The 16,997-nt window shown below is 64.8% G+C and carries 20 protein-coding genes; 6 read left to right on the forward strand and 14 right to left on the reverse strand.

All coding sequences use genetic code 11. The annotated features are described in order from the left end of the window. Nucleotides 1–86 precede the first annotated feature (86 nt). On the forward strand, nt 87–608 hold the full coding sequence (locus tag ACIGGF_RS11855) for a DUF1990 family protein (RefSeq protein WP_397521507.1): 522 nt from the start codon (nt 87–89) through the stop codon (nt 606–608). A 1-nt stretch (nt 609) separates the two neighbouring features. On the opposite strand, the gene puuE is transcribed toward ACIGGF_RS11855, so the two are convergent. Continuing rightward, the gene (gene puuE, locus ACIGGF_RS11860) at nt 610–1,509 is read right to left on the reverse strand and encodes an allantoinase PuuE (RefSeq protein WP_397521573.1); all 900 of its coding nucleotides are present in this window, start codon (nt 1,507–1,509) and stop codon (nt 610–612) included. 214 nt (nt 1,510–1,723) lie between these two features. Between puuE and ACIGGF_RS11865 the strand changes: the two genes are divergently transcribed. Beyond that, nucleotides 1,724–1,993: a DUF2631 domain-containing protein gene (locus ACIGGF_RS11865; protein ID WP_397521508.1), complete on the forward strand. Its 270-nt coding sequence runs from the start codon at nt 1,724–1,726 to the stop codon at nt 1,991–1,993. Between the two features lie 6 nt (nt 1,994–1,999). Here the strand turns inward: ACIGGF_RS11865 and rlmN are convergent, their stop codons facing one another. Further along, on the reverse strand, nt 2,000–3,151 hold the full coding sequence (gene rlmN / locus ACIGGF_RS11870; protein WP_397521509.1) for a 23S rRNA (adenine(2503)-C(2))-methyltransferase RlmN: 1,152 nt from the start codon (nt 3,149–3,151) through the stop codon (nt 2,000–2,002). A gap of 164 nt (nt 3,152–3,315) precedes the next feature. Here rlmN and ACIGGF_RS11875 point away from each other — a divergent pair, with 164 nt between their 5' ends. From ACIGGF_RS11875 to ACIGGF_RS11885, 3 genes are all read left to right on the forward strand, one after another. After that, nucleotides 3,316–3,585, forward strand: coding sequence for a hypothetical protein (locus ACIGGF_RS11875; RefSeq protein ID WP_397521510.1), 270 nt, complete (start codon nt 3,316–3,318; stop codon nt 3,583–3,585). 18 nt (nt 3,586–3,603) lie between these two features. Then, nucleotides 3,604–3,750, forward strand: a complete 147-nt coding sequence (locus tag ACIGGF_RS11880; RefSeq protein WP_397521511.1) for a hypothetical protein — start codon at nt 3,604–3,606, stop codon at nt 3,748–3,750. A gap of 90 nt (nt 3,751–3,840) precedes the next feature. Beyond that, a complete protein-coding gene (locus tag ACIGGF_RS11885) occupies nt 3,841–4,683 on the forward strand; it encodes an HpcH/HpaI aldolase/citrate lyase family protein (RefSeq protein WP_397521574.1) in 843 nt (280 codons plus the stop codon). A gap of 23 nt (nt 4,684–4,706) precedes the next feature. On the opposite strand, the gene ACIGGF_RS11890 is transcribed toward ACIGGF_RS11885, so the two are convergent. The 6 genes from ACIGGF_RS11890 to rpsB all read right to left on the reverse strand — a co-directional run bounded on the left by ACIGGF_RS11890 (nt 4,707) and on the right by rpsB (nt 9,779). Continuing rightward, a complete protein-coding gene (locus tag ACIGGF_RS11890) occupies nt 4,707–5,426 on the reverse strand; it encodes a class I SAM-dependent methyltransferase (protein ID WP_397521512.1) in 720 nt (239 codons plus the stop codon). Nucleotides 5,427–5,443: 17 nt separating this feature from the next. Beyond that, nucleotides 5,444–6,358, reverse strand: coding sequence for a phosphatidate cytidylyltransferase (locus tag ACIGGF_RS11895; RefSeq protein WP_397521513.1), 915 nt, complete (start codon nt 6,356–6,358; stop codon nt 5,444–5,446). Nucleotides 6,359–6,395: 37 nt separating this feature from the next. Next, on the reverse strand, nt 6,396–6,953 hold the full coding sequence (gene frr / locus ACIGGF_RS11900; protein ID WP_397521514.1) for a ribosome recycling factor: 558 nt from the start codon (nt 6,951–6,953) through the stop codon (nt 6,396–6,398). 55 nt (nt 6,954–7,008) lie between these two features. Next, nucleotides 7,009–7,737, reverse strand: a complete 729-nt coding sequence (gene pyrH, locus ACIGGF_RS11905) for a UMP kinase (RefSeq protein WP_397521515.1) — start codon at nt 7,735–7,737, stop codon at nt 7,009–7,011. Between the two features lie 164 nt (nt 7,738–7,901). Next, on the reverse strand, nt 7,902–8,726 hold the full coding sequence (gene tsf, locus ACIGGF_RS11910; protein WP_397521516.1) for a translation elongation factor Ts: 825 nt from the start codon (nt 8,724–8,726) through the stop codon (nt 7,902–7,904). A 159-nt stretch (nt 8,727–8,885) separates the two neighbouring features. After that, nucleotides 8,886–9,779 (reverse strand): 30S ribosomal protein S2, encoded by an 894-nt coding sequence (rpsB, locus tag ACIGGF_RS11915; protein WP_397521517.1) that lies wholly within the window; start codon nt 9,777–9,779, stop codon nt 8,886–8,888. Nucleotides 9,780–10,155: 376 nt separating this feature from the next. Here rpsB and ACIGGF_RS11920 point away from each other — a divergent pair, with 376 nt between their 5' ends. Continuing rightward, nucleotides 10,156–10,629 (forward strand): murein hydrolase activator EnvC family protein, encoded by a 474-nt coding sequence (locus tag ACIGGF_RS11920; RefSeq protein ID WP_397521575.1) that lies wholly within the window; start codon nt 10,156–10,158, stop codon nt 10,627–10,629. A gap of 3 nt (nt 10,630–10,632) precedes the next feature. Here the strand turns inward: ACIGGF_RS11920 and ACIGGF_RS11925 are convergent, their stop codons facing one another. The 6 genes from ACIGGF_RS11925 to ACIGGF_RS11950 form a co-directional block, all read right to left on the reverse strand. Then, entirely contained in the window at nt 10,633–11,670 is a 1,038-nt protein-coding gene (locus ACIGGF_RS11925; protein WP_397521576.1) for a MinD/ParA family protein, read from the reverse strand. A gap of 364 nt (nt 11,671–12,034) precedes the next feature. Then, nucleotides 12,035–12,961 (reverse strand): tyrosine recombinase XerC, encoded by a 927-nt coding sequence (locus ACIGGF_RS11930; protein WP_397521518.1) that lies wholly within the window; start codon nt 12,959–12,961, stop codon nt 12,035–12,037. A gap of 69 nt (nt 12,962–13,030) precedes the next feature. Next, nucleotides 13,031–13,813, reverse strand: coding sequence for a siderophore-interacting protein (locus ACIGGF_RS11935; protein ID WP_397521519.1), 783 nt, complete (start codon nt 13,811–13,813; stop codon nt 13,031–13,033). Nucleotides 13,814–13,907: 94 nt separating this feature from the next. Next, nucleotides 13,908–15,029 (reverse strand): DNA-processing protein DprA, encoded by a 1,122-nt coding sequence (gene dprA, locus ACIGGF_RS11940; RefSeq protein WP_397521520.1) that lies wholly within the window; start codon nt 15,027–15,029, stop codon nt 13,908–13,910. After that, complete coding sequence (locus ACIGGF_RS11945) at nt 15,026–16,531, reverse strand: YifB family Mg chelatase-like AAA ATPase (protein WP_397521521.1); 1,506 nt, start codon at nt 16,529–16,531, stop codon at nt 15,026–15,028. Before ACIGGF_RS11945 ends, dprA begins: the two co-directional genes overlap by 4 nt. Next, complete coding sequence (locus ACIGGF_RS11950; RefSeq protein ID WP_397521522.1) at nt 16,531–16,887, reverse strand: YraN family protein; 357 nt, start codon at nt 16,885–16,887, stop codon at nt 16,531–16,533. Before ACIGGF_RS11950 ends, ACIGGF_RS11945 begins: the two co-directional genes overlap by 1 nt. Nucleotides 16,888–16,997: the final 110 nt, after the last annotated feature.

Below are 16,997 nucleotides of genomic sequence, written 5' to 3' on the forward strand. Positions count from 1 at the left end.
TCCACTATGGTCTGGCACCGGTCCATTGTTGCCTACCGAGTCTGAGAAACCCCTATGCGTCGACAAAGGCTGGCACGCTGGAGGCCATGGACGTCTCGAAGTACCGCACGGCATCGTTCAACTACGCCGATGTGGGGGCGACGAACGGCACGTTTCCAACCGGCTACCACCACCTGACGAAGTCGCGAGTGATCGGATCCGGACTCGACGAATTCGGGGCCGGAGCCGATGCCCTGATGCAGTGGGATATGCATCGGGGTGCGGGCCTGAAGGTCCATGCAACCACCGACACCGCGGTGACCGACGCGGTCGTGGTGCTCACGCTCGGCCCCATCCGAATCCCGTGCCGGGTGATCTACGTCATCGACGAGGCCAATCGCCAGGGCTTCGCCTACGGCACGCTGGACGGCCACCCCGAGGCCGGCGAGGAACTCTTCCACATCGACTACTCCCCTGCCGACGGCATCGTCACCGCACACATCTCGGCGTTCTCACGGCCGGGGCGCTGGTACACCAGACTCGCCGGCCCGGTGGGTCGACAGGGGCAGGCATTGGCCACCGACCGATACTTCGCCGCGCTGGAGAAAGCGTGCCGTTCCGCCCGTTGAGTCAGGGACCGGGGGGATGTACGGCGCGCCAGTGTTCGGCGATGTCGATTCGCTTGGCGACCCACACCTTCTCGTGCGATTGCACGTGATCGAGAAAGCGTTCGAGAGCCGCGATGCGAGCGGGCCGGCCCACCAGCCGACAGTGCAGTCCGACCGACAGCATCTTAGGGTTGCCCTGCTCTCCCTCGGCATAGAGCACGTCGAACGCGTCCCGCAGATGTGCGTAGAACTCGTCACCGGTCGAGAAGCCTCCCGGTGAGGCGAATCGCATGTCGTTGGTGTCCAGGGTGTAGGGAACCACCAGGTGGTCGACCGTGCCACTGCCCGTTGACACTTTTTTCCAGTAGGGCAGATCATCGGCGTAGGAATCGGAGTCGTAGACGAATCCACCGTGCTCGACGACCAGCGACCGCGTGTTCGGTGAATCCCGGCCGGTGTACCACCCCAACGGCGCAGCGCCGGTCAGCTCCTTCAGGATCGCCACCGCCTCGGCCATGTGCTCACGCTCGACGTTCTCGTCGATCTGTTGATAGGAGAGCCAGCGCAGTCCATGGCAGGCGATCTCGTGGCCCAGCTCTGCCAGTGCGGCAACCACTTCGGGATTGCGCTGCATGGCTTTGGCCACGGCGAACACCGTCAGAGGTAGGTCTCGCTTCTCGAATGCCCGGAGTACTCGCCACACCCCGGCCCGTGATCCATACTCGTACAGCGATTCCATACTCATGTGGCGATTCGGAAACGCCTGTGCCCCAATCATTTCCGACAGGAAAGTCTCGGACTTCGTGTCCCCGTCGAGCACATTGTTCTCCGCGCCCTCCTCGTAGTTGAGGACGAACTGGACGGCGATGTTCGCCCCTGCCGGCCACTGCGCGTCCGGTGGCGTCGGCCCGTACCCGACCATGTCACGGGGGTAGCTCAGCGGAAACTGGGTCAGCGGGTGCGGAAGGCGCTCGGACGTCACCTGGGCAGTCTCTCACCGAAGTCGATACTCGCGCCGGGTGAGCACAACCCTGATGGCTACGACGGACGGTCGTATGCCAATATTGTCGACACGCGGCAGTCTCGACGGCCCGTGCGCTCGTCAACGCGAACCATCACCCGAGAGGACCGACCCGGTGGCAAACAACGAACTGGAATCCGCTTCGTACGACCAGGTCGTCGATACCCGTCACGAGGTCCCGGACGTGCCGTCCGCCGAGTGGGGGTGGAGCGGCGAATCGAACCGCGCGATGCGAGTTGCCGCGATCGTGGTTGCCGTATTCCTGCTCTTCATGATGATCGGTAATCACACCGGCAAGGTCGAGGATCTGTGGCTGGTCGGATTCGCTGCCACCCTGATCGGGCTGGTCGTGCGCGACGTCGTCGTTCGCCGCAAGCCGAGATAGCGGCTGTCAGTTCTCGGCCGCGAGCTGACCGCACGCTGCGGCGATCTCCTGTCCGCGAGTGTCGCGGACAGTGCACGAGACACCCTGCGCAATCACTCGTCGCACGAATTCTCGCTCCACCGGCTTCGGGCTGGCATCCCACTCGCTGCCCGGGGTCGGGTTGAGTGGAATCAGGTTCACGTGCACTCGTGACCCGAGTGCCTTGTGCAGCTTCTTCCCCAACATGTCGGCCCGCCACGGTTGATCGTTGACGTCTCTGATCATCGCGTATTCGATGGACACCCGTCGTCCCGTCTGATCGGCGTAGTACCGCGCAGCCGAGAGAACCTCGGCCACCGACCACCGGTTGTTGACGGGTACGAGAGTGTCGCGGAGTTCGTCGTCCGGCGTGTGCAGCGACACCGCCAACGTCACCGACAGACCTTCGTCGGCCAGCTTCCGGATGGCCGGTGCGAGACCGACCGTCGACACCGTCACCGAGCGCTGAGAGAGGCCGAGTCCGTCGGGTGCAGGCGAGACGATCTTGCGCACTGCGGCCACGACCCGCTTGTAGTTTGCCAACGGCTCGCCCATCCCCATGAACACCACGTTCGACAGACGGCCCTCACCGCCGGGAACTACGCCGTCGCGCATGTCCGCTGCGGCCGAGCGCACCTGGTCCACGATCTCGGCCGTCGACAGGTTCCGCGTCAGTCCCGCCTGACCGGTGGCACAGAACGGGCAGGCCATTCCGCAACCGGCCTGGCTCGAGATGCACAGCGTCGCGCGGTCCGGGTAGCGCATCAGAACGCTTTCGAGCAAAGTCCCGTCGTTGGCCTTCCACAGGGTTTTCCGAGTGTCGCCGTCGTCACACGCCAAATGCTTGATCGGCGTCAACAAGGTGGGAAAGAGATCGGCACCGACCTTCTCACGAGCTTCGGCCGGAAGATCGGTCATCTTGGTCGTGTCGGCTTCGAGCCGCGAGTAGTAGTGCCGCGCCAGCTGATCGGCCCTGAAGGCAGGTAAACCCAGCGCCTTCACTGCCTCACGAAGGCCCTCTTTGTCGAGGTCGGCGAGGTGACGCGACGGCATTCCCCGGCGCGGAGCGGTGAACACGAGCGGGAGATTCGGCCTCTTCTGCTCCGTTGTACTGCCGGTTGCGGGTGCGGGATCGCTCATTCTCGTCCTCCGCGTCGTTCCTGCTGACTCAACTCCATGCAGACCATTGTCCACCCGTTCTGCTCACAGTCCTATTCGCGACGGTTTCCGGCGGTGCCCGGCGGGTATCGGAAGCGGGCCGATTGCGCATGCATTCGGATCACGCGTGCGAAAGGATCATCGACATGGCTTCCAGAGCGGACGACAGCAACGACGCTTCGTCGGACACGACGGCGTCGGACAAGCCGACATTCCACCGGCCGGCGGGACCCTCGAACGATCCGAACCCGATCACGACCCCGGATTCGGACGGTCATTCCGCGCCCGACCCCGAGTTCGTTCCGGAACGGCAACACACCCGCACCGACGTTGCCCATACCCGCAACGCAGCGCTCTGGACCGGCTTGGTGGTCGGAGCCGTCGTTCTCGTCGTCCTCCTCGCCTTCATCGTGTAGAACCTCGACTCGGTTCAGATGTTCGCCTGGCAACTGGATCTACCCCTTGGAATCGGCATGCTGCCGGCCGCGATCGCGGGCGCACTGGTGATGGCCATGGCGGGCGGCGCTCGAATCCCCCAGGTCCGCCGCGCGGCGAGGAAAAACGAGCGTCACAGTTCGTGAACACTATGCACAGAAGCTGGTACGGCTCGACTGAATCGATAAGGTCGGTGGTGCCCGACTTCACGCGAGGAGCATGACGTGACCACATTCATGGAAACACCGGTGGCATCCGGCGTTGCACCGGACCGCGCACGATCGTGGCTGCTGGTACCCGCCACGAAACCCGACACCTTCGACGCTGCCGTGGCGTCCGGTGTCGACGCAGTCATCCTCGACATCGAGGACGCGGTAGCTCCGGCGAACAAGCCTGCCGCGCGCGAGTCCGTCGTGCGTTGGTTGAGCGAGGGCAACTCTGCCTGGGTCCGGGTCAACGACGCGACGACCCCCTACTGGGCGGACGACCTCGCCGCGTTGTCCGGGCTACCCGGATTGGTGGGCGTCATGCTCGCAAAGACAGAAAGCGGCGGCCAGGTCGAGGCGACTGCGGCCCGCCTTGCCGACGGCACTCCGATCCTCGCGCTGGTCGAGTCGGCTGTAGGCCTCGAAGCAGCCACCGAAATTGCCCGTGCCGACTCGACTTTCCGACTCGCCTTCGGCAGTGGCGACTTCCGGCGTGATACCGGCATGAGCGACGACCCGTTGGCCATGGCCTATCCACGCTCGCGGCTGGTCGTCTCCTCACGGGTAGCGCGACTGCCCGGACCCATCGACGGTCCGACACTGACCGCGAACGACAGTATTCTGGGGCGCGATGCAGCGCTGACGCTGTCGATGGGTATGGCCGGCAAGCTGTGTATGCACACCGATCAGGTGGCCATCGTCAACCGCGAGTTGGCACCCTCCCCCGCGGACGTGTCCTGGGCACACGAGGTGATCCATGCTCTGGGCGCGGACGGTGCCCACGTCAAAGACGGTAGCGATCTGCCACGGTTGGCGAAGGCGCTCAAGATCGACGAGCTGGCTCGAGTTTTCGGAATCTCTGCCGCGTCCTGATCGCTCGGTGCAGAGAGCCGGGCTCAGACCGACTCGACGCCGGTCGGCTTGTATCGAGTGTGGATGCGATAGCGCACATTCAGGGTGAGGCCATCGACCTGTCTTGCCGCGGCGCGCGCTACCCGCGGTGAGAACTCGATTCCCAGTACGTCACGCAAGGTCCGACGATCGGGAAACGTCCATCTGGTGTCGACCCGGCGCAGGTCGAACCCCTGCGCATCGAAGAACGCCTCGACGGCCGCGGGAGCGTAGTGCGGCAGGTCCGCACGCATCCAGTTCCCGTACGGTGCTGCTGTCGCATCGAGATCGACGACCACCAGCGCCCCGCCGGGCTTCAGGACTCGCATCGCTTCATGGATACCCGGGCCACAGCCGGGGCCGAAAAAATACGCGGTACGCGCGTGGACGAGATCGACCGAACCTGTGTCGACGGGCAGCGAGTCCGCCCTACCGGTACGAACCTCGACATTGCCGAGAGCCTCGACTCGTGCTCGCGCCGCGGACACCAACGGTTCGTGCGGTTCCACACCGATGACGCACCGGGCATCGGCGGCGAAGACGGGCAGGTGGAAACCGGTGCCACAGCCCACATCCACGACGATCTTCGCCGTCCAGTCGACACCGGATCCGATGGCAGCGAACAGCGCACCGTCCGCGTCCTGGGCTCGATTCTCCGCCTCGTACAGGTGTGGCCAGTGCCAGATGTTCGGACTGGGGATCACTCCGGTGGTGTCGCCGCGCATTCCCGTCCGCACTCGGTTCAGAGCAGGACGGTGAAAACGAGCCAGGCAACGAACGCCGACGGCAGAAGCGAGTCCAGTCTGTCCATGATGCCGCCGTGGCCGGGCAGAAGGCTGCCCATGTCCTTGATCCGCAGATCACGCTTGACCTGCGATTCGATGAGGTCGCCGAGGGTGCCGGTCACCACGAGCACCACCCCGAGCAGGATTCCGATCATCGAGTTCGCCTCGAGGATCAGGGTCACTGTCAGAAGACATCCGATGACGCAGAAGATGAGCGATCCGACGAGCCCCTCCCAGGACTTCTTGGGGCTGATGGCCGGTGCCATCGGATGTTTACCGAACAACACACCCGCGATGTAGCCGCCGACATCCGAACACACGACTCCGATGACGAAGACCAGAATGCGCCCGGCACCGTTGTCCTGCAACACCATCAGAACAGCGAACGAGGCCAACAGCGGTAGCCAACAGGCCACCAGAACAGTGACCGAGAGCTCCTCGAGATAGTTCTTGGGAGCAGCCCCGAAGCCTTGTCGCAGTAGTAGCCACACCATGCACACCACGACGGTGCCCACCGCCGCACTGAGGACCCCCACCGCACCGAACGGCCAGCCCAGCCAGATCATGGCCTGACCACCGAGGATCAAAGGGATACGCGGTACCAGTACCCCGCCCTCGCGCAGCCGCTTGGACACCTCGTACGTGGCGACGGCCAACGCGACCGCAACGACGCCGATCCATACCAACGGCACGAACACGAGCACGAGTATCAAACCGATGCCCAAACTGCCGCCGACGCCGATTGCGGCAGGCAGATTGCGACCGGCCTTGCCTGCGGACTTCGTGGAGGAGACCCCGGACGAGGCGACGGGCTTTCCGCTGCCCTCCTGCCGATCGGGTCCCACCACTGTCGTCAACTCCTCGAATGTCATCGTCGTTCTGTCGTTCGGCGCACGAACCCGAAGGAGGTCAGACCTCCATCAGTTCACCCTCTTTGCGCTTGACGAGATCGTCCACGGATGCGGTGTACTTCGCGGTGGTCTTGTCGAGCTCGTTCTCGGCGCGCACGACTTCGTCCTCGCCCGCCTCGCCGTCCTTCTGAATGCGCTTGAGCTCGTCCATCGTCCTACGGCGCACGTTGCGAATGGACACTTTCGCGTCCTCGCCCTTGCCCTTGGCCTGCTTGACGAATTCACGGCGGCGTTCCTCGGTCAGCTGCGGTACGCCGATGCGAATGAGATTGCCGTCGTTGGTGGGGTTGACGCCCAGATCGGAATTGCGGATGGCGGTTTCGATCGGCCCGAGCTGGTTCGACTCGTACGGCTTGATCACCACCAACCGCGCCTCGGGCACGCTGATGCTGGCCAGCTGTGTGATCGGGGTCGGTGCACCGTAGTACTCGATGACTATGCGCGAGAACATTCCCGGGTTGGCACGACCGGTGCGGATCGAGGACAGGTCGTCACGTGCAACCGATACGGCCTTTTCCATCTTCTCTTCGGCGTCGAAGAGAGCTTCGTCAATCACGATCTGTCCTCCATCGTTTTCGTTCTCGATTCGTTCGCGTCCAGGTCGGTGACGGTCACGATGTGACCAGAGTGCCGATCTTCTCACCGGACACAGCGCGAGCGATATTCCCCTGAACCAACAAATTGAACACCAGCATCGGCATCTGGTTGTCCATGCAGAGGCTGAAAGCAGTCGCGTCGGCGACTTTGAGCCCCCGCTCGAGCGCCTCCCGATGGGTGATGCTCTCGAACATCGTCGCGTCGGGATCGATCCGTGGATCGGCCGAGTACACGCCGTCGACGCCCTTGGCCATCAGCAACACCTCGGCTCCGATTTCGAGAGCACGCTGAGCAGCTGTGGTGTCGGTCGAGAAGTACGGCATTCCCATCCCGGCACCGAAGATGACGACTCGGCCCTTCTCCAGGTGCCTGCGCGCGCGTAGCGGTAGGTACGGCTCGGCGACCTGACCCATCGTGATTGCCGTCTGGACCCTGGTCGCGACTCCCTGCTTCTCCAGGAAATCTTGCAGCGCAAGACAATTCATGACCGTGCCGAGCATGCCCATGTAGTCCGAGCGCGATCGGTCCATCCCGCGTTGCTGCAGTTCGGCCCCGCGGAAGAAGTTTCCACCGCCGATCACCACGGCAACCTGAACTCCCGTGGCCACCACCTCGGCGATCTGCTCGGCGACGTTGTTCACGACATCCGGATCCAGCCCCACTTGGCCGCCACCGAACATCTCCCCACCCAGTTTGAGCATCACGCGTCGGAACCCGGGACGGTCAGGGGCCGGATCGGTCATAGCTCTCCTCGGTACTCGTCGAACACTACGGTTTACTCACCGATCATCCTGCCCTATCGACACCGGATCGGTGGACACGGCTCCGACCTGCTGCACACACGAGCGATGCCGCCCACTCGATGGAATCGAATGAGCGGCATCGCCTCGACCGACAGGTGCGCAGACTAGCTGGCGCCTACCTCGAATCGAGAGAACCGAGTGATCGTCACGCCGGCCTCGTCCAGAATGGCCTTCACAGTCTTGTTGCCGTCCTGAACCGACTTCTGCTCGGTGAGAACGACGTCCTTGAAGAATCCGTTGACGCGACCTTCCACGATCTTCGGCAGAGCCTGCTCCGGCTTGCCTTCTTCGCGAGCGGTCTCTTCGGCAATCCGACGCTCGGCTGCGACCAGATCCTCGGGGACCTCGTCACGGCTCACGTACTTGGCCTTGAGAGCTGCAATCTGCATGGCGGCGGCGCGTGCTGCGTCGCCTGCGGCGTCACCGTCACCGGTGTACTCGACCAAGACGCCGACGGCCGGCGGCAGGTCCGCGCTGCGCTTGTGCAGGTAAGTAGCGGTGTTGCCGTCGTACGAGACGACGCGGCGAATTTCGAGCTTCTCGCCGATCTTGGCCGACAGCTCGTTCAGAGCCGTCTCGACGGTCTTGCCACCGAGGTCGAGCGCCTTGAGTGCGTCGACGTCGGCCGGCTTGCCTGCTGCGGCGGTTGCCGCGACCGACGCGGCGAACGTCTGGAACTCGTCGTTCTTCGCGACGAAGTCGGTCTCGGAGTTGATTTCCACGAGCACTCCACCCTCGGCGACCACGAGGCCCTCGGCGGTGTTGCGCTCGGCGCGCTTGCCGACGTCCTTGGCACCCTTGATACGCAGGTACTCGACAGCCTTGTCGTAGTCGCCGTCGTTCTCGGCGAGCGCGTTCTTGCAGTCCATCATTCCGGAGCCGGTGAGCTCACGGAGCCGCTTGACGTCGGCGGCAGTGTAGTTCGCCATCGTGGGCGAGCCTCCTCAAAAGTCTGGGTACGGACATTGACGAAAATGCTGTTCTCAGGGCGTGATCAGCGGGCTCGCTGCCGAGCCGTGCCGACCACAACCCTGACAGACCGAAGCGGCCCCGGCCCACCCCTGAGGGTGAACCGGGACCGAATTCGATCAAGCCTGAGTGGCCGGAGCTTCCTCTGCGGCCGGGGCCTGCTCCGCGGGAGCGTCGGCTGCCGGAGCTGCTTCTGCCGCCGGTGCGTCGGCTGCCGGAGCTGCCTCTGCTGCCGGCGATGCCTGCTGGAGCTGCTCGAGCTCCCACTCGGCGAGGGGCTCGCCTGCGCCGACCTCGGGCTTGGCGTCGGATGCAGTGTTCTGACCTGCTCGCGCCTGCACGCCCTCGGCGACTGCCGACGCGACGACCTTGGTCAGCAGCGCAGCGGAACGGATCGCGTCGTCGTTACCCGGGATCGGGTAGTCGACCACGTCGGGATCGCAGTTGGTGTCGAGGATCGCGATGACCGGGATGTTCAACTTACGAGCCTCGGCAACCGCGAGATGCTCTTTGTTGGTGTCGACGATCCAGATGGCCGACGGGACCTTGGACATGTCCCGGATGCCACCGAGGGTGCGGTCGAGCTTGGTCATCTCACGCGTGAGCATGAGGATTTCCTTCTTGGTGCGTCCCTCGAAGCCACCGGTCTGCTCCATTGCCTCGAGCTCCTTGAGGCGGAGCAGACGCTTGTGGACAGTCTGGAAGTTGGTGAGCATGCCACCGAGCCAGCGCTGGTTCACGTAGGGCATGCCCACGCGGGTCGCCTCGGCGGCGATGGACTCCTGCGCCTGCTTCTTGGTGCCGACGAACAGAACCGTGCCGTTGTGGGCAACGGTCTCCTTGACGAACTCGTAAGCCCTGTCGATGAAGGTCAGAGTCTGCTGCAAGTCGATGATGTAGATGCCGTTGCGGTCGGTGAAGATGAATCGCTTCATCTTCGGGTTCCAGCGACGGGTCTGGTGTCCGAAGTGTGTGCCGCTGTCGAGCAGCTGCTTCATTGTTACTACAGCCATGGCTGAAGAACTCTCTTTCGATGGTGCGGTTGACGCAGAGTGTCGGTGACCTCTGCCCTGGCGCCCGCGGAAGTTGCCGGACCTGGAATCGCACGGTTTCAGGACCGCCGACAACCGGTTTTCGTATCGGTGGATCTGCCGAAGCAGTCGATGCGATGACGCGGACGCGCGAAGTCGACCCGTGCACGCACAGGCCGCAGTGACGAGTGTAGACCTGCCGCAGTCCCCGTCATAACCAGGCTCGACTGTCAAGGGATTCCGCTACCTGTGGACAAACAAAACCGTCGTCCACAATTGCCCTTCGCGTTGGTTCGGGTGCTCGGTTTCGAGAGATGGTCGACGGGTGAACTTCTGTCTCGCGCTTCGAGCGGCAACGATGGCCGTCGTCACCTCCGTCTCGCTCTCGACGTCGGTGGCCTCGGCTGCACCTGGTGGGTTCGCCTGGCCATTGCAACCGAAGCCTCGCGTCGTGACCCCGTTCGACCGTCCCGAGCAGAACTGGCTACCCGGCCACCGCGGGGTCGACCTGGCCGGCGACGAGGGCGGACCGGTGCTGGCCGTCGCCGACGGCATCGTGGTGTTCGCCGGTTCGGTCGCCGGAAGACCCGTCGTGTCGGTCGACCACTCGGGCGGATTGCGATCGACGTACGAGCCGGTGACGGCCTCGGTAGCAGCCGGAACCCGGGTCGGACGCGGGTCGGTGCTGGGTTCGTTGGCGGCGGGTCATGATGGATGCGCGGCGACCTGTCTGCACTGGGGCATCAGGCGGGGCCGAGAATATCTCGATCCGACGGCCCTGGTGGGTGCCCGTCCGATCAGGTTGAAGCCGGTCGGGGAACCGACCCGGTGATTGTCAGCGCGGCGGGCCGGAGTGTCGGCCGGACGCGGCCGGAAAATCATCGGCGACCATGGCCGCGAGCTCGACGAAGGCGCTCCTCGTCTGTGGGCGCAACTTCTCCAGATCGACAACGGCACCCTCGGCAAGATGCTCGTCGAACGGAACCACCAACACCGCGCGGCACCGTTCCAGGAAGTGCTGCTGCAGAACGTTCATGTCGACCGCCGACGAGCCGGGTCGGACCGAGCTGATCACGACCACCGTCCGCTCGACCAGATGCCCGTATCCGTGCAGCTCTAGCCAGTCCAACGTCGCCGCTGCACTGCGCGCACCGTCGACTGCCGGCGAGCTGACCAGGACCAGCGCGTTCGCGAGTTGCAGAACTCCGTTCATCGCCGAGTGCATGATGCCTGTTCCGCAATCGGTCAGAATAAGGTTGTAGTACACCTGCAGCATGTCGATGACCGATCGGTAGTCGTCCTCGCCGAACATCTCGGACGCTGCGGGGTCGCGCTCTCCGGCCAGTACTTCCAGCCGACTCGGGGCCTGCGAGGTGTGCTCCCGAATGTCGGAGTATCGCCGAATGTTCGGTGCTGCGGCCAACAGGTCGCGCACGGTCGACGACGTCTGCCGTGGAACGCGTTCACCCAGGGTGCCGAAATCGGGGTTCGCGTCCACGGCGATGACGCAATCTCCCCGCAACGACGCAAAGGTCGAGCCGAGGCCGAGAGTGGTAGTGGTTTTGCCGACCCCGCCCTTGAGCGACAGGAACGCGATCCGATAATCACCGAGAACGGGCTGCCGGATGCGCTCGACCTGATTTCGGTACCGCTCCTCCGCCGTCGACTCACCCGGATTGATGACGCCACCAGTGAGTCGGTGGACGCCTCGACGCCATCCGGAACTGGATGTCCTCTTGGGGCGCTTGAGCAGCGAATCCGCGCCCAGGTCGGCACTGTTGGGCCGATACGGATTCGGTGCGCCCGCCCACGGCTGAGGAGACCAGCCCGGCGCTGACGCCGGAAATTCTTCGGCACGCGGGTGGGCAGGCAGGTGTCTGTCGGGTTGCGCGGAGACCGGCCCGGGCTCGAGCGGCCCCGGTTGCAGCGGTACCGGCGGGTTGTACCGCGGGGGTGCGGTCCGTCGGTCGATCGAATCGGGCGTTTGCCAGGGCGGGGGTTGCCGGGACGTCGAGCGAGATCGGGAATTCGGGTCCGAGGATGTATCCCGGGGACTGTCCTCCGGTTCCGTACCGCGTCCGGCGTCGGACTCCTGGCGCTCCGCGGCAGAACTCGAACGCACATGCATCGACCACGGCTGCGAAGTGCCCTGCGGTCGGTCGCGGTCCACGGTCCCCCGTATTCGGTCTGGTCGGTCGGTGATGACGCTACCAAAGGTAGCGCCGTCGACGCTCGGCTCACGCCCGGGGGTGAGCCTGATCGTGCACAGCACGCAACCGTTCGACCGACACGTGCGTGTAGATCTGTGTGGTCGCGAGGGAAGCATGTCCGAGCAATTCCTGGACCACCCTCAGATCGGCACCGCCCTCGAGAAGATGGGTCGCTGCCGTATGACGCAAGCCGTGCGGACCGAGGCCGGGGGCACCGGGAACGCTGTCGAGTACCGCATGAACGGCCGTTCTGGCCTGCCGCTGGTCGAGTCGTCCGCCTCGCTTCCCCAGCAGCAGCGCAGCACCGGACCGGTCGTTGGCCAGTGTCGGCCTGCCGCTGACGAGCCAGTTGTCCAATGCCTGCGCTGCCGGCACGCCGTACGGCGCAGAACGTTCCTTGTTGCCTTTGCCCAGTACACGAACCAGACGGCGATCGGTGTCCACGTCGTCGATGTCGAGTCCGCACAGCTCTCCGACCCGAACTCCGGTCGCGTACAGAAGCTCGACGACGAGACGGTCCCTCAACGCGATCGGATCGAGCTCTGCAGCACCAGATTCTGCAGCCGCCAACGCCTGAGACGCTTGATCGTGGCGCAGGACACCGGGCAGTGTCCGATGACTCGACGGTGCTGCCAGACGTTCCGCCGGCCCGATCTGCACCGCCCCCACCCGCTCCAGCCATTTGCCGAAAGTCCGCGCAGACGAGGTTCGCCTGGCCATCGAGGTTCTGGCCGAACCGCCCGCCGAGTACGTCGCCAACCAGGATCGCACCGTGCGCAGGTCCAGATCGGCGATGGTCGCCTCGGGCGCGCTGCCCGCAAGGTGTGCAAGGAGCGATCGAGCGTCGGTCACGTAAGCACGAATGGTGTGCTCCGAGCGCTCTCGACCGAGTCGAAGGTGTTCGGCGAACTCTTCGACGTGGATGCCGAGGTGGGGCGGCAACGAATCGGTCATCGCCTCAGCTTGAGCGGTCCGAAGCTCCTCTACAAACGGACACGCCGCTCGACCCGAGCCGTCGCCCGTTCAGGCGTCGACTCCGGCTTCGGCCTGCGCCAGATCTCGCTTCCACACTCGGAACGTCTCCTCGGTTCGTCCTCGACGCCAGTAACCCGAGATCGAGGCCCACTCGGCACCCACACAGCGCTCCTTGCGAATGTAGGGCCGGATGTTGTGCATGACCGCCTGTGCCTCACCGTGGACGAAAACCTGCGCCTGGCCGGGCAACCATTCCGTGTCCCGCACTGCCGCGATCAAGGGCGCGTTGTCCCCGGCTCGATCGTCGCCGACCTCATTCGAAGACGCTCCCCGGTGAACCCAGGTGACGTCGACGACGGCGAGGGTCTCCATGTAGATCTCGTCGTGACGATCCGCTACTTCGATGAATACCTTGGCGATCGCGTCTTCCGGCAGAGCCTCCACGGCGGCCGAGATCGCCGGAATCGCCGATTCGTCGCCGGCGAAGAGATGCCAGTCCGCGTCGGGTCGCGGGGCGTAACCTCCGGACGGACCGAAGAACGACATCTTGTCTCCCGGGGCGGCCCGCGTGGCCCACGGACCGGCCACGCCCTCGTCGCCGTGCACCACGAAGTCGATCGCGATCTCCCGCGCACCGGCGTCGACGGATCGCACGGTATAGGTGCGCATGATCGGATCGTCGTCGGTTCCGAAGAAGAGCTTGACGTAGGCGTCGGTCTCGTCGATCGCGTCGAAGTCGTCGAAATTGTCACCGCCGAGATAGACCCGGTACATGTGTGGAGTGAGCGCCTCGGTGCGGAGGACGGACAGGGTGGTTTTCTTGCGTGCCACTGAGGACCCTTCTTCGAGCGAACAACGCCGATGCGCGGCGCATAGACTAAGCATTGCCTAACACTCTAGCGTCGAGGTTTCGTGCGGGTGGTGTTCATCCCCGTACGACGCGAAACCAGCCCGTTTCGTCGCTCGCCACGAAACCGTCCAATTCCAGCACCGGAAGCGCCGCACGTACCTTGCCGATCGGCACACCGGAGTGCTCGGACAATTCGCGACTCGACAGGGACCCGGTCGCCGGCAGTGCGTCGTAGATCAACAATCCGGTCTCCGAGAGCACGTCGGTCTCGCGAAACAGGTCCGGTCGTGGCTCCTCCGGGGATCCGAGCGCACCGGCCTCGGCAACCACATCGTGTGAACTCGACACCAGTACCGCCTCCCCGTCGCGAATCATGCGATGGCACCCCTTGGACGTCGGTGAGGTGACCGGGCCGGGGACCGCCAGCACCGGACGGCCCAGTTTCGCTGCCCACGCCGCAGTGTTTCGAGCGCCGCTTCGCCACCCGGCCTCCACCACCACCACGGCCGATCCGAGAGCGGCGACGAGTCTGTTGCGGGCCAGAAAGCGATGCTTGGCCGGAGTGGTTCCGGGTGCGTACTCGCTCAGGACCAGCCCGTGATCGGCAATCTGTCGCAGCAGTCGAGAGTGGCCCGCCGGGTACGCACGGTCGACGCCACAGGCCAGCACCGCAATGGTCGTACCGTCCACTCCGAGAGCCGCGCGGTGAGCGGCGGCGTCGATTCCGAAGGCCGCACCCGAGATGATGGTCCAGCCGTCGAGAGCCAGGTCCGACGCAATTTCTGCAGTGACGTGATCACCGTAGGGGCTCGATGCACGAGTCCCGACGATGGACACCGACCGCTCGGTGGCAGAGGCGACGGGGCGGTGTCCGAGCGCCCACAACGCGATCGGCGGGCACGTGTCCACCCCGGCGGTCAGACCCGACCCATCGAAGCCGAGAAATCGCCACGCGGGCCAATCGTCGTCGTCCGGCGTGATCAACCGGCCGCCCAGTGCGGCAATGTGGTCGAGATCCGCAGCAGCGGTGTCGATGTGGGCGCGCACCGCGAGCCGCTCCCCCAATCGGCCGGCCCGCACCGCCGAGGCTGCCGCTTCCGGGCCGTGCGCCGCCGCATGGTCCACCACGAGTCGATGCGGGCCTTGCGCCACCCGAGAGAGATACGCCCACGCGAGGCGTCGTGCGTCGGGCGTCATGCCACTCCCCTGTCACGAAAATCCAGTGCCGCTCCGACCTCGTCGGGGCCCGGAACCGTACGACCGGCGAGGTCGCTCAACGTCCACGCCACTCGTATCGCTCGGTCCGCACCTCGCGCGGTCAACGACCCGTTTCGCAGTGCACGCTCCACCGGCGCGAGCGCCGGCCGCGCCAATCGAAAGCGTTGCCGCAGAGCAGGTCCCGGGACCTCTGCATTCGTTCTCCAGCCGAAGTCCTGCCAACGCCCGGCGGCCGCGTCCCTGGCTCCCGTCACGCGTGCACGGATCTCGCTCGTTCCCTCCCCCACTTCGTCCACCAATGCTCCCGTAGCGACGCCCATCATCTGTATACGGAGATCGACACGATCGAGCAGCGGCCCGGAGAGCTTCCCGAGATACTTGCGCCGGGCAGTGGGTGCGCAGACGCAATCGACCTGTCGCGCAGGTGCACACGGGCATGGATTCGCCGCCAGAACCAATTGAAATCGAGCTGGGTATCGGGCCACACCGTCTCGACGTGCGATGCGAATTTCGCCGTCCTCCAGGGGTGTCCGCAACGCCTCGAGTACGCGAACGCTCATCTCGGCGCACTCGTCCAGAAACAGCACTCCCCGATGCGCGCGACTGACCGCTCCCGGCTTCGCCATTCCGGTTCCACCACCCACCAAGGCGCTCACCGATGTCGAATGGTGAGGTGCGATGAACGGCGGCGACGTGATCAGGGGCCGCGCGCTGGTCAGCAGACCCGCTACCGAATGAATGGCCGTCACTTCCAGCGCTTCGGACTCCGTCAGCGGCGGCAGGATTCCCGGAAGACGTTGGGCCAGCATCGTTTTACCGATCCCCGGCGGCCCGGTCAACATGATGTGATGAGCTCCGGCCGCTGCCACTTCCAGAGCCCACCGCGCATCCGCCTGTCCGGCCACATCGCTGAGATCCGGGTAGATCTCCTGGTGCCACTCGGACGCCACCGGCGATTCCAGGGTGTGCTCACCGCGAAGCCACGCGACGACATCGCCCAGCGAGTCGGCACCCAACACCTCGATCTCGTCCACCAGCCCCGCCTCGGCCAGACACCGACTCGGCACGATCACTCGCCGCCACCCCGCGGCCTTGACCGCGAGCACTCCGGGCAGAACTCCGCGCACCGCGCGCAACCTGCCGTCCAGAGCCAACTCTCCCAAAAAGACCGTCTCGGAAAGACTTCCGCGCGGAATGGCCTTCGCCGCATCGAGAACCGACAGGGCGAGAGCGAGGTCGTACACCGATCCGCCCTTGGGCAACGTTGCGGGTGACAGCGCGAGTATCACCCGACTGTCCGGCCACGTCCCACCCGAGTTCTTCACAGCGGCTTTGACTCGATCTCGCGATTCGTTCAACGCGGTGTCGGGCAAACCGACCAGGTGTGTGCCCGGCAGACCCTGCCCGATATCGGCTTCGATTTCCACCAGCACACCGTCGACACCGTTGACCGCAACCGAGTGCGCTCTGCCGAGGGGCATCAGAACGCAGCCCGCACGTGCGTGATCACCGGGTTGTCGTCCCGACCGACCACGATTGCGATCACGTCGAATCTGATCTGCACCCATGGTCCCTGCTGCAGCGCGAGCCAGTACAGTGCCAGTCCTCGAATTCGGGTCTGCTTGCTGTACGTCACGGCCTCGGCCGGTGTGCCGTAACCGATTCCCGACCGCGTCTTGACCTCGACGAAAACCATGGTGTCGCCGTCGCGCGCAATGATGTCGAGCTCACCGGATCGATGTCGCCAGTTCCGTTCGATCACCTCGAGTCCGATGTCCTCGAGGTGGCGCACCGCGAGGTCCTCACCTCGCGCCCCGAGTTCCTGATTGGTCGCCATACCCGATTCCTCCACTTCCCGGCCGTGCTGCACGGCCGATTCGGTGTACCGAAGGTGGCACGTCCGAATCAGGAAGAGAGAGGGAAACTGCAGGTGGGCGATTGCCCTGT

It is taken from the genome of Rhodococcus sp. NPDC078407 (genome assembly GCF_044542515.1).
Classification (GTDB): domain Bacteria; phylum Actinomycetota; class Actinomycetes; order Mycobacteriales; family Mycobacteriaceae; genus Rhodococcoides.